This window comes from Streptomyces sp. NPDC032126, from assembly GCF_055580085.1.
The window spans coordinates 510568-522300 of record NZ_JBVIMA010000005.1 but is presented as its reverse complement, the minus strand read 5'-3'; the positions used below and the strand labels follow the sequence as shown (position 1 = coordinate 522300).

At 72.1% G+C, this 11733-nt stretch carries 8 protein-coding genes; 5 read left to right on the top strand and 3 right to left on the bottom strand.

Annotation, left to right across the window (positions count from 1 at the left end):
* Window positions 1-327: 327 nt before the first annotated feature.
* From ACZ5NW_RS21775 to ACZ5NW_RS21765, 3 genes are all read right to left on the bottom strand, one after another.
* On the bottom strand, window positions 328-1191 hold the full coding sequence (locus ACZ5NW_RS21775) for a LuxR family transcriptional regulator (RefSeq protein WP_468745516.1): 864 nt from the start codon (window positions 1189-1191) through the stop codon (window positions 328-330).
* Between the two features lie 643 nt (window positions 1192-1834).
* Window positions 1835-2050, bottom strand: coding sequence for a tautomerase family protein (locus ACZ5NW_RS21770; RefSeq protein WP_468745515.1), 216 nt, complete (start codon window positions 2048-2050; stop codon window positions 1835-1837).
* Window positions 2047-5997 (bottom strand): amino acid adenylation domain-containing protein, encoded by a 3951-nt coding sequence (locus tag ACZ5NW_RS21765; RefSeq protein WP_468745514.1) that lies wholly within the window; start codon window positions 5995-5997, stop codon window positions 2047-2049. Before ACZ5NW_RS21765 ends, ACZ5NW_RS21770 begins: the two co-directional genes overlap by 4 nt.
* Window positions 5998-6188: 191 nt before the next feature.
* On the opposite strand from ACZ5NW_RS21765, the gene ACZ5NW_RS21760 reads away from it, so the two are divergent.
* The 5 genes from ACZ5NW_RS21760 to ACZ5NW_RS21740 are packed head-to-tail and all read left to right on the top strand — an operon-like array spanning window position 6189 to window position 11712.
* Window positions 6189-7187: a PLP-dependent cysteine synthase family protein gene (locus ACZ5NW_RS21760; protein WP_468745513.1), complete on the top strand. Its 999-nt coding sequence runs from the start codon at window positions 6189-6191 to the stop codon at window positions 7185-7187.
* Complete coding sequence (locus tag ACZ5NW_RS21755; RefSeq protein ID WP_468745512.1) at window positions 7177-8478, top strand: ATP-grasp domain-containing protein; 1302 nt, start codon at window positions 7177-7179, stop codon at window positions 8476-8478. Before ACZ5NW_RS21760 ends, ACZ5NW_RS21755 begins: the two co-directional genes overlap by 11 nt.
* Window positions 8475-9773 (top strand): ATP-grasp domain-containing protein, encoded by a 1299-nt coding sequence (locus ACZ5NW_RS21750; RefSeq protein WP_468745511.1) that lies wholly within the window; start codon window positions 8475-8477, stop codon window positions 9771-9773. Before ACZ5NW_RS21755 ends, ACZ5NW_RS21750 begins: the two co-directional genes overlap by 4 nt.
* Complete coding sequence (locus ACZ5NW_RS21745) at window positions 9770-11035, top strand: MFS transporter (protein ID WP_468745510.1); 1266 nt, start codon at window positions 9770-9772, stop codon at window positions 11033-11035. The genes ACZ5NW_RS21750 and ACZ5NW_RS21745 overlap by 4 nt, the downstream gene beginning before the upstream one ends.
* Before the next feature lie 5 nt (window positions 11036-11040).
* A complete protein-coding gene (locus ACZ5NW_RS21740) occupies window positions 11041-11712 on the top strand; it encodes a TRM11 family SAM-dependent methyltransferase (RefSeq protein ID WP_468745509.1) in 672 nt (223 codons plus the stop codon).
* The last annotated feature ends 21 nt before the right edge of the window (window positions 11713-11733 follow it).

Here is an 11733-nt window from a genome sequence, read left to right as displayed (position 1 = left end):
ATCCGTGAACTCCCGGGTGGGCAGAGCGAGGGCGGATGGGTTTCGGCGCTGAAACCATGTCCCCGGCACCGGCTAAATGAGGACGGCCATCACGCTTCACGAATATCCCCCCGACGGTGCGATGGCAACCGCGAACCCCCCGACGGCCCCCACGCATGCTTGATTATGTGAGTATGTTAATCGGACAGATCGCTGTCAAGGCTGGGCTGCGGCGTGGCGGCCATGCACAATTCCCGATCACGTCATGCCGAAGAGGGACCGAAGAGGGGCCGAAGAGGGACCGGTGAGCGGCGCCGGAGGGACGCCGGAGGGGCTGCGAAATCAGGTTTAAGGGGAGACCTCTTCATCGGTGGGCGCCGTGTGCGTGATGGCGTACTCCCCGCGGGCCATCCGGTAGCCGAGCTGAAAGCGGTGCTGGGCGCCGTACTGCTCGCGCAGGGAGGCGATGTGCCCCTGCACGGACCGCAGACTCATCCCGAGGCGGCGCGCGATCGCCTTGTCGGAGCGGCCCTCGATCAGCAGCCCCTTGATGGCCTGCCGCACATCCGGTACGACCTCCCGGGCGGCGTCCGCCGCGCGCACCGGACGGAAGGGGAACCGCTCGGCCCGCACCCACGCCTTCTCGAAGACGTCCCCGAGGAACGCCACGACGGCGGCGTCCCGGATCAGCGCCGCGCTGTGGGGATGTTCGGTGCCGGGGATGAGGGCGACCTCGCCGTCGACGACGATCAGCCGGTCGAAGAACTCCGGGAGCGTGCGCACCTCCACGCCGCCGTGCGCCGTGACGTTCTGGACGTACTTCTTGGTGGGTTCGGAGAACCGGGCACTGTGCTGGAAGAGCGTCCGCAGGGCGACTCCCCGGGTCAGGGGGTCGTGGACCGCCGAGTAGACCCCGTCCAGCGCCGCTAACGGGCCCGGTACGTCCGGCTGGGCCGTGAGGATCTCGCGCCGCGCTCCCCACAGGACGTCACCGATCGCCTCCTGCACGGCTCCCTGCCCCTCGATGTACCGGATCCGGCCCGGGGTCCCGGCGGCCTCGGTGTCGGCGCCCTCGGCGAGAATCAACTGGCCCGCGGTCTCGGTGGCGTAGCGCTTGAGGCTGCTGAGCGCGTCGGCGATCCGCAGCAGGGACTCCAGCGGGGAGTCGGCGGGGGACAGGGCGTCCCGCGTCTGTCTGCTGCCTGCACTCATGACGTCATCCTTTCCGTGGACTGCGTTCTTCCGGCCCGCGTGGGGTGGCCGGATCGGCAGAGGGGCCGGAGCGGGGCCGTGCCCGGGGCGGCGAGGCACAGGGGTTGTGAGGGGGGCGTGGAAGCCTGCCGGGGGAGGAACGAGGAGGGTGGGAAGGGCTTGCCCCGACACCGTCACTGACCCGAGCGGGGGAGCGGTGCGGAGAGCGAGCCGCCTCCGGGAGGGCCTTCCCCCGGACTTCCCTCGGACGCCGCTGGACGGCGACGACAGGCTCGACGACGATCCGGCCGCCGCGATGCGTACCGGGCGGGTGGTCATCTGGCCGGGGCCCACGGCGGGGTCATGGGCCGGGCCGGGCGGAGGATCGCCCGGTCAGCCGATCCCGCTCCCGTGGCGTCTGCTGCCCGGGTCGTCGGGTTCCGGATGCCTTGCCCGAAGCCTCGGTGCCGGCCGACAGCGGCGCACGCGCATATGGTTCCCCCGTTTCTCGAACCCCGGCCCCTGATGACCGACGCCTGCTTACCGGCCGGTCATATGCGGTCCCGTCGCACCGTACCAGCAGTGCGACCCCCGACGGCGATCATCAAGTGATCCTGGCCCGGAACTCCAGCCGCGCTGCGGCAGAACGCGCGCGCGAGGCCGCTCAGTAGCCCGGCTCCTTCGCCAACTGCTCGCGGTGCGCGGCGATTTCGGGCTGATAGACCTGCTCGTCCCAGTCCTCCGGCGCCACCGGGACCAGGTTGATCGAGATCACCCGCTCCTCCACCTCGTACGCCTCCCGCACGGCGGCCGTCAGCCGCTCCACCAGGCGGGCCCGCTGCTCCGGGGTGAGGGACTTCGGGAAGTGCTGAATGGTCACGTGAGGCATGGGAGCGTCCTTGTCCTTGAGGCTGTCGTGAGGGGGGTCGGCCGTGGTGTGGCGCGCTGGAGTGCCTTGACCAGCTCGCCGACGCCCGGCTCGCGCAGCGCCCCGTAGTGGTCGGTCTCCAACGGGACCACAGCGGGCGGCCGCGCGGTGCGGCCGGGGGTGCGCTCGATGAAGGAGGGCTCGTCGTCACGGGCCCGGAACACGGTGACGGGCGCCGAGACCCGCCGGTCGCCCACGTCGCCCTGGTCGTAGGTGAATCCATAGGTACGGCGGACCACGGCCACCACGCGGCGGATCAGCCCGGGATCGAGCTGCGGGAACCGGCCCTCGACGAACCGCGCGAAGCTCTCCGCGTCGGCGGACCGGCGCAGGCACTCGTCGAGTGCCGGGTCGTGGATGGTGCCGGCGAAGACGGAGAAGAGGAGGGTGGTGAAGACGGGATCGCCGAAGTCGGCCACGACCGTGCCGGTGTCCGGGCGCGGGGTTCCGGCCGCCCCGGCCGCCCCCGACGACCCCGCAGCCGTCCGCCGGGTGTCGGTCACCCGTGGTGAGCCCGGGGCCAGCAGGAACAGCTGCTCCACTCGCTCGCCCGACCGCTCCAGCTGCCATGCCGCCTCGAACGCGACCCGCGCGCCGAAGGAGTAGCCCCACAGCGTGTAGGGCCCCTCCGGCTGGACGCGTCGCAGCGCCGTGACATCGGCGGCCGCCATCTCCTCGATCGACGCGTAGGGCGTCTCGCCCTCGTTGACGCCGTACGACTGGATGCCGTGGACCGGCCGGTCCCCGGGCGCCCGGGCGGCGAGCAGCCGCAGGTTCATCGTGACACCGCCGAGCCCCGGCCAGCAGAAGACGGGCGGTCCGCTGCCCTCGGAGCGCAGCGGGGTGATCCGGGAGGCGGCGACGGCGGCCCTGGCATTCACCGCCTCGGCCAGCTTCGCCACCGTGGTCGCCTCGAAGAGCAGTTGCAGCGGCAGGTTGCAGCCGAACGCCTCATTGATCCGCTTGACCAGGGCCACCGCGATCAGCGAATTCCCGCCGAGCTGGAAGAAGTCGTCGTGCACGGAGACGAAGTCCCGCTTCATGGCCGACTTCCACAGACCGCACAGCCGCGCCTCGACCCGGTCGCGCGGCTCCACCACCGGACGGGCCCGGGCCACGGCCTCGTCGACCTGCCCGGCGAGGGCCCTGGTGTCGAGCTTGCCGTTGGGGGTGTGGGGCAGCGCGGGCAGGACCAGGATCCGGCTGGGCAGCATGTACTCCGGCAGTGACGCGACCAGATCGTCCCTGATCAGCTCCTCCGGCCCCTTCATGTGCACCTGGTCCTCGTGCATGCCCTCGTGGCGGAGCTGCTCCTCGCTGACCGTCCCGCCGACGCAGAAGTACGAAGGCCCGGTGGGGAGTCCGGCGTCCCGCAGGATCGCCGCCATGCGCCGGGCGGCGGGCAGGTCGTCCCCGCCGCGCGAGCTGTAACCCGCGGGCATGAAGCCCAGGCCGGCGGTGTTCATCATCAGATGCTGGAGCTCGCGGCCCAGGTCCAGATAGCCCCGTCGCTCGTCGCCCCCCTCGGCGCGGCTGACGAGGGTGATGCCGAACCCGGAGCGGTCGTACACGGCCTGGTTGATGGCGATCACATGCCGCTTGAGGACCAGCTCGTCACCGGTGCGGTGCAGCCGGCCGTCGCGGTAGAGGTACTGGCCGCCGGGGAGTCCGGCACCGCTGCCGGGGTGGAACTGCACATGAATGTCGAGGGAGCGCTGCGCGGGCGGCCGCGCGTGCGCCGCCGTCCAGGGCACCAGCTCGAAGGAGCCCAGGTGGTGGTCGTCCTCGCCACAGCCCAGCAGCCGGGGGAGACCGTCGTCGTACGTCGCCTCGGCGAGGGCGAGGCCATGAGCGGGAAGCACCTCGTCGAACAGGCCCGCCATGTGCCCGGCCTCGATCTCCAGGACCTCCTGGATGTTCTTCTTGTACACCGGCTCGATGGCCGACCTCCGGCCGATGAAGTGGGCCCGCGCCCCCGGGCGGGCGGCCGCTCCGGCAGGGCGGATCAGCACCAGCTCGTGCCGGACCGGATGGTAGTAGTAGCAGCCCGCCGCCAGGCCGGCGATCCCGGCGAGCTCCACGTAGAGCTGGGCCGCGTAGAGGGATCCGGGGGAGGCGTACGCGTACTTCGGCAGCAGCCGTTCCTCGCTGAGGTGCTGACCGAAGTCGCGCAGAATCACTCCGAGTCGATGCAGGGTCAGTTCTTCGGGGCGGCGTGAACCGATTCCCTCGGTGCGCCGCTCGATCGCCGCCAGCACGGCGTCGACCGTCAGTGGTCCGCCCTCGTAGAAACGGTACGTCTTGCGGGCGAAGGCCCGGCGCCGCTGCTCGGGGGTCGCGGTGGCGCCGGGCAGACATAACGTGGGCCGCCCGGCGAGATCGGCCGCGTCCCGCAGTCCCGGATTCGACAGCTGGGCCCTGACCTGGAGCTTGGACGCCTTCGACACATGGTGCTCACCGAACTCGCCCTGGTCCATCAACGCGGCCTCGCGGGGGCTGAGTTCGACGCACGCCACCAGGCTCTGGGCGTCGGTGAGGGGATCGGTGCGCAGCAGCACGGCCGCGTTCCGCACCCAGTCGTGGGCCTCGACGGCCAGGCGTATCTCGTCCAGCTCGATCCGGAAGCCGCGCAGCTTGACCTGGTTGTCGGCCCGGCCCGCGAACTGGGCGGTGCCGTCGGGGTTCCAGCGGGCCAGGTCACCGGTGCGGTACAGCCGGTCGTGGCCGGGCTCACCGCCCGCCGGATCGGTCCGGAAGCGCTCGGCGGTGAGCTCCGGCTGGTGCAGATAGCCGCGCGCCAACTGGACGCCGCTGATGTGCAGTTCGCCCGTCTCACCGGCGGCCACCGGACGGCCGTCGGAGTCCAGGATGTGATAGCGCAGGCCGGTCACGGGCCGGCCGATCGGCAGGATCTCGGGGCCCTCGTCGAGGGCGGCGGGGTCGACGGTGTGGGCCGAGGTGTTGATGGTGCACTCGGTGGGGCCGTAGAGGTTGACCAGGGCGGTCCCGGGCAGGGCGCGGGTCAGTTTCCGCGCGAGCGTCCGGGAGAGGGCCTCGCCGCCGCTGAAGAGGTGGGTGAGCGAGGTGCAGCGGTCGAGTTCGTCGGTGTCGACGAGGGCCTGGAGGAGGGTCGGCACGCACTGCAGGGTCGTCACGGCATGGCGGGTGACGGCCTCGACGACGCGCACGGGATCGCGGTGGATGCCCCCGGACCCCACCACGACCCGGCTCCCGCAGGCGGCGGCCAGGATCTCCCACTGGGCGGCGTCGAAACTGATCGGGGTCTTCTGCAGCACGGTCTTGTCCGCGTCGAGCGCGAAGGCATCGGCGAGCCAGCGCATCTGGTGCGCGAGCGAGCGGTGCTCGATGGCCACGCCCTTGGGTCTGCCGGTGCTGCCGGAGGTGTAGATGACGTACGCCAGGTCGGCGGGGCCCGGGCCGTCGGGCAGCTCGGGCGGATGCTCGCCCGACCGGGCCTTCACGAACTCCACGACGTCGTCGAGGGTGATGACGACGGTGTCCGCCGCGAGGAACCGGTCGAGCGAGGTCCGCAGGGACTCCTGGGTGAGGACCACGCCCACGCGGGCGTCCCGCGCGATGTGCCGGATGCGTTCCTCGGGATAGTCGGGAGAGAGCGGGAGATAGGCCCCGCCGGCGCGCAGCACGCCCCACGCGCCGATCACCAGATCGAGCGAGGGTTCGACGAAGAGCCCCACGCAGACATCCGGGCCCACACCGAGATGGTGCAGGTGGCGCGCCACGTCCCCGGCCCGGTCGGCCAGTTCGCGGAAGGTGAGCGACTCGCCCTCGTGGACCACGGCGATGTCATGGGGACGGGCCAGAGCCTGAGCGTCCAGCAGATCGGGCAGGCATGTCGCGGCGGCGTCCTGACTCTTCATCACGTACCCCCGTACTCAAATGGTCTTCGACCTCCCGTTCGAACGTACGGATTCCGGTCAGCGTCGGAGCGCCGGGCGACCCCCGCAATCACCGCAGTGCGGCAACCCGAACCATGGGCCGCGTGGTCATCACTCGCGGGGACAGGCAGATTCGGGACGTGCATGTGCCCGTACGGATCCGGAGGGCTCCCATGACCGAAACATCCACCGGCAGCGTCGTCGGCTCACTGGAAGAACTCGTGGGCAACACCCCGATGCTGCGGCTGAGCCTGCCCGGACTGCCGTCCGACGCCCATGTGCTGGCCAAACTGGAGGCGGCGAACCCGCTGTCCAGCGTCAAGGACCGGGCCGCCCTGTTCATGCTGCGCGCCGCCGAGGAGGCCGGGGCGCTGCGGCCAGGCGGGACCGTCATCGAGTCCACCTCGGGCAACACCGGCATCGCGCTGGCCGCACTGGCCGCCGCCCGTGGCTACGGCTGCCGGATCGTCCTTCCCGACAACGCCTCGCAGGAGCGCCTGCTGACCCTGCGCATGCTGGGTGCCGAGATCGAGCTCACCGACCACACCCTCGGCTTCGCCGGTTGCGTGGAGGTCGCCGAGAAGCTGCACGCCGCGACCCCCGGGTCCTGGTACGCCGCCCAGCATCGGAACGCCGACAACGTACGCGCCCACTACGAGACGACGGGCCCCGAGATCTGGCGGGACACCGGCGGCCGCGTCGACCACCTGGTGTGCAGCGTGGGGACCGGCGGCACCCTGACCGGCATCGCCCGCTTCCTGCGCGAGCGCAATCCCGGGCTGAACGTGGTGGCCGTCGAGCCCGCGGGCTCGCCCCTGCTGTCCGGAGGTGAGCCGGGACCGCACCGCATCCCCGGTCTCAACGGTGGATTCACCAGCCCGGTCACCGACGTCACCCTCATCGACGAGGTGATCGCCGTCGCGGACGAGGACGCCGCGGCCACCACCCACGCCATCGCCGCCGCCAGCGGACTGCTGGTCGGCGTCTCCTCGGGCGCCGCCGCGTACGGCTGCGTGGAACTCGCCCGCCGGCACGACCTCACCGGCGCCACGGTCGTCACCCTCTTCCCGGACACCGGAGAGCGCTACCTCAGCTGGTGGCCCGAGGCCCAGTCCGCCCAGTCCGCCCAGCCCGCACAGAGGAACGGAGCACAATCCCCCCATGAATCCTGAGCGTTCACTGCTGCTCGTCGGCGCCACCGACGAGACAGTGGCCAAGGCGAAGCAGCTGGGCCTGTGTGTCCTGCTGCTGCAGCACCCCACCAAGGTCACGGCCGAGCAGGAGCGCCTCGCCGACCACGTGGAGGTCGTCGACTACACCCGCTGGGACCTGGTCGAGCCGATCGCCCGACGCCTCCGCGACTCCCCGGGCTTCGCCGCCGCCACCTCCATCACCGAGCCCGGCCTGGAGAACGCGGCCCGCGTCAACGACCTCTTCGGCCTGGGCGGCACCGGCTTCGAGGTGACCCGCCGCCTGCGCGACAAGGCCGTCATGCGCGAGCACCTCGCCGGGCTCGACCCCGACGCGGTGCGCGCCCGGCCCCTGCGCGCCCGCGCGGACCTGGACGCCTTCGGGGAGCGGCACGGCTACCCCTTCATCGTGAAGCCCGTCGACGCGACCGCCGGCATCGGCGTGCACCGCCTGGACGGGCCCGCCGACGCCGACCGGGTCTGGGCCGAGGTGCGACGGCTGTCGGGCACCCGGACGGACCGGGTCTCGACGCTGCTGCTGCTCCAGGACTTCCTGATGGAGGAGTACCTCGACGGCCCGGAGTACAGCGTGGAGTCCTTCAGCTCCGCCGGGCGCCATGTGGTCATCGCCGTCACCGAGAAGTTCACCGACCCCGCCCACTTCGCCGAGCTGGGCCACGCGGTCCCCGCCCGGCTCGGCACCACGGTCGAGGAACGGGTCCGTACGGCCGTCGTCGCCTTCCTGGACCGGATCGGCATCAGGGACGGCGTCTGCCACACCGAGATACGGATCGGCGCCCACGGCCCCCGCGTCATCGAGAGCCACAACCGGATCGCCGGTGACGGCATCACCGACCTGGTGCACAGCGTCTACGGCATCGACACGATCAAGCTCGCCCTCGGCGCGCCCTTCGGCCTGGCCGGCGAACTCCCCGACCGGCCCGAGGCCCACGGCGGCGCGGCCGTGCGCTCGGTGGTGGGCCGGGCCGGCGACGTCGTGGAGGCGGTGGAGGGCGTGGCCGAGGCGCAGGCGCTGGCCGACGTCCTCGCGGTGCGCGTCAGCGCGCGGCCCGGCGAGACGGTACGCCCCCTGCGGGACAACTGGGACCGCCTCGGCCTGGTCGCCGTCACCGGCGAGGACACCACCGCCGCGATCCGGCGCGGCGCCGAACTCATCGGCGACATCGTGAAGATACGGGTCAAGGACCCCTACGGGCGGCCCGGCCTGGCCGAGGCGGCGCCGGTGAGCGACCGGACGGTGATCCCGGCATGAGCGTCCTCGTCCTGCACCGCAACCCCCTGGCCCCCTTCCCGTACCGCCGCTGGCTGGACGGCGACGCCCCCGGCCTCGACGGCGGCACACCGTACGCCGGGGACATCGTCGTCCTCGCCGCCCGCGACAAGATCGCGTCGGCCGGTGAGCCGCTCCCGGGCGACGCCGGCCACGACTTCACCCACCTCGAACTCTTCGACACCCTCGACGACGAGCGCGTGCCGGACCGCGCGCTCGCCCTCGCCGAGAAGTACCGGATCACCCACGTCGTCGCCCACCACGAGGCGGACGTCGTGGCGGCCGCCCGGCTGCGCGAGCACCTCGGACTCGACGGGGCGTGGAGCGCGGACATCGAGCCGTTCCGCGACAAGGCCCTGATGAAACGGCTGGCCCGGCGGGCCGGCATCGAGGTCGCCCCGCACACCGTGCCGGGCACCCCCGCGCAGGCCCGCGACTTCGCCGCGGCGCACGGCTTCCCCGTGGTGCTCAAGAACCGGTCGGGCTACAACTCCATCGGGCTGAGCATCATCGCCGACCAGGACGCACTGGACACGGCGCTCGACCGGGCGTACCGGGACGGCGAACGGGACGACCTGCTGATCGAGGCCTTCGTGCCCGGCCGGATGTGCCACGTCGACGGGCTGGTCGTGGACGGCCGCACCGTGGCGGCCTGGCCGTCCCAGTACCAGTACGACCTGGCCTCGTTCGGTACCGACCCGGGCCCCCGCGTCGACCTGACCCTGGACGTCGACGACCCGCTCACCCCCCGCCTGCTCCAGCTGATCGAGCACACCCTCGCGGCCCTGAAGCCGGAAGGCTCCCGGCTGCGCACCCACGCCTTCCACGCGGAGGTCTTCCACACGCCCGACGACCGCCTGGTGCTGTGCGAGATCGCGGCCCGGTCGGGCGGTGCCAAGATCCGGGAGGTCTTCGAGGTCCTGTTCGGGATCCAGCTCGCCGTCCAGGTGACACGCGCGGAGGCGGGCCTCCCGCTGCCCGCGATCGAGGGCGCCGTGGACGACCGGGGACTGCTGCGGCCCCGCTGCATGTCGGGGCAGGTCCTCACGATGAAGCGGCCCGGGCTGGTGCGCTCGCTGCCCGCCGTCCCCGACGAGGAGTGGGTGAGGGGCTTCTGGCTCTTCGCCGAGGAAGGCCAGGTGATCCCCCCGGCCTCGGGCTCCGCGGACTTCCTCACCGCGGCGGTGGGTTCGGCCCCGACCCGCGCCGAGTGCGAGCGCAGGCTGCGCGCCCTCGGCGACCGCATCCACGCGCGGACGCGGATCGAGGCGTCATGACGGGGAGACTGAGGTCCGTCCGCTTCACGTACATGCTGGGCATGGTCGTCGACGCGACCGGCAGCGGCATGTACGTGCCGCTGTCGCTGCTCTACTTCCACCATGTCACCGGGCTGCCGCTCACCCAGGTCGGCGCCATCGTGACGACCGCCTCCGTGATCGGCCTGGTCAGCAACCCGGTCGCCGGCGTCCTCATCGACCGCTTCAGCGCCCGCTCCGTGCTGGTGGGCGGATATGTGCTGCGCGCGGCCGCGTTCTGCGTCTACCCGTTCGTCGACAACGGCGTGGCCATGTTCGCGGTGGTGCTGCCGGTCGCCCTCGGCGACACTTCGTATCCGCCGGCCATCCAGTCCTTCGTGGCGGAGATCGTGTCGGGTGCCGACCGGGACAAGCTGCTCGCCCTGCAACGCAGCCTGCGCAACGCCGGAATGGGCGTCGGCGGTCTCCTCGCGGGCGCGGCCCTCGCCCTCGGCGACTCCGGTTTCTACGTCGTCGTACTCGGCGCGGCCGCCGGCTATCTGATCGCGGCATCGCTGCTCGGCACCATCCGCCCCGGCGCGTCCGCGCCGCCGCCGGGCGGCCGGGTCTCCCGCAAGGGCGGCTACCGGATGGTGGCGCGCAACCGTCCCTTCCTCGGCCTGACGCTCCTGAACATCCCGACGGCGTTCGTGTACATGGTGCTCTCCGTGGCCCTGCCGGTGTACGTCACCCGTGAACTGGACGCGCCCGTCTCGCTGGTGGGCATCGTGTACGCGGTCAACACGGTCGGCATCGCGGTGCTCCAGATCCCGGTCACCCGTCTGCTGGTCAAATACCGTAGGACGCGTGCCGTGGCGCTCGGCGCGGGTGTCTTCGCGCTGTCCTTCGTCACCTTCGCGGTGCTCGGCGGCCTGTCGACCGGGGCGGCGCTGATCGCCGGTGTGTTCGCCGCGACCGCCCTGTTCACCGTGGGCGAGCTGCTGCACGGAGCCACCGCCTCCGCGCTCGTGGCCCAGGCCGCGCCGGAGGAGACACGCGGCCGCCATCTCGCGGTCTACCAGCTGTCGTGGGCGGTGCCCATCGCGCTCGCGCCGACGGTGCTCACCGCCCTGCTGTCGGTGTCGGCCACCGGGATGTGGCTGCTCCTGGCGACGGGCGCGACGGGCTCCGCGCTGGGCGTGCTGCGCCTGGAGCGCGCGCTGCCGCCTGCCGCGGTGCATCCGGTGCCGCCCGAGGCCGAACCGGCCGTGTCCGATTCCGGCTCCACCAGAAAGGTTGCGTGACCCCCATGGGGATCTCCAGTTGGCGTGTGCTCGGCGAGGAAGACCCGGAGTTCGCCGGGGAGGAGGTCGCGGCGCAGGGCGGGCTCGTCAGTCAACTGCGCCCGTTGATCGTGGAATTGACCAAGCCCGGCGACCTGGTGTTCGACCCCTTCGCCGGGTGGGGCACCACCCTGGTGGCCTGCGCGGCCGAGGGGCGGCTCGGGGTCGGTCTGGAGATCAACCCGTCCCGCGCGCGGGAGGCACAGCAACGCCTCGCACGCCATCCCGAGCAGCGCATGCTGTGCGGTGACGCCCGCACGCCCCCGCTCGACCCCGACAGCGTGGACCTGGTCCTGTGCGACCTGCCGTACTTCGGCACGAACCTGGACCTCGAAGCACCCGACCCGGGCCAGCTGTACGCGCTGCGCGACTACGACGTCTATCTGGCGGCGCTGGACGAGGTCTTCGCGGCCGTCGCGCGGGTGATGCGACCGGGCGCCCACGCGGTCGTCGCCGTCCAGAACCGGCGCATCGCGGACCGGTTCGTCCCGCTGGCCTGGGACGCCGCGCGGGTGCTCGGCCGCCATCTGACGCTGGGCGACGAGCGCGTCCACCTGTACGACTGGCCGGTCAAGGACGAGGGCGACCCGATGCGGACGAACCGCTCGCACGAGTATCTGCTGATGGCCCGGAAGTGAGGCGGGGCCGGCCGACCTCGA

Excerpts from the sequence above, each read along its gene's own strand:
- ACZ5NW_RS21750 (WP_468745511.1), top strand. The coding sequence starts at position 8,475 with ATGAGCGTCCTCGTCCTGCACCGCAACCCCCTGGCCCCCTTCCCGTAC.
- ACZ5NW_RS21775 (WP_468745516.1), bottom strand. The coding sequence starts at position 1,191 with ATGAGTGCAGGCAGCAGACAGACGCGGGACGCCCTGTCCCCCGCCGAC.
- ACZ5NW_RS21745 (WP_468745510.1), top strand. The coding sequence starts at position 9,770 with ATGACGGGGAGACTGAGGTCCGTCCGCTTCACGTACATGCTGGGCATG.
- ACZ5NW_RS21760 (WP_468745513.1), top strand. The coding sequence starts at position 6,189 with ATGACCGAAACATCCACCGGCAGCGTCGTCGGCTCACTGGAAGAACTC.
- ACZ5NW_RS21765 (WP_468745514.1), bottom strand. The coding sequence starts at position 5,997 with ATGAAGAGTCAGGACGCCGCCGCGACATGCCTGCCCGATCTGCTGGAC.
- ACZ5NW_RS21755 (WP_468745512.1), top strand. The coding sequence starts at position 7,177 with ATGAATCCTGAGCGTTCACTGCTGCTCGTCGGCGCCACCGACGAGACA.
- ACZ5NW_RS21740 (WP_468745509.1), top strand. The coding sequence starts at position 11,041 with ATGGGGATCTCCAGTTGGCGTGTGCTCGGCGAGGAAGACCCGGAGTTC.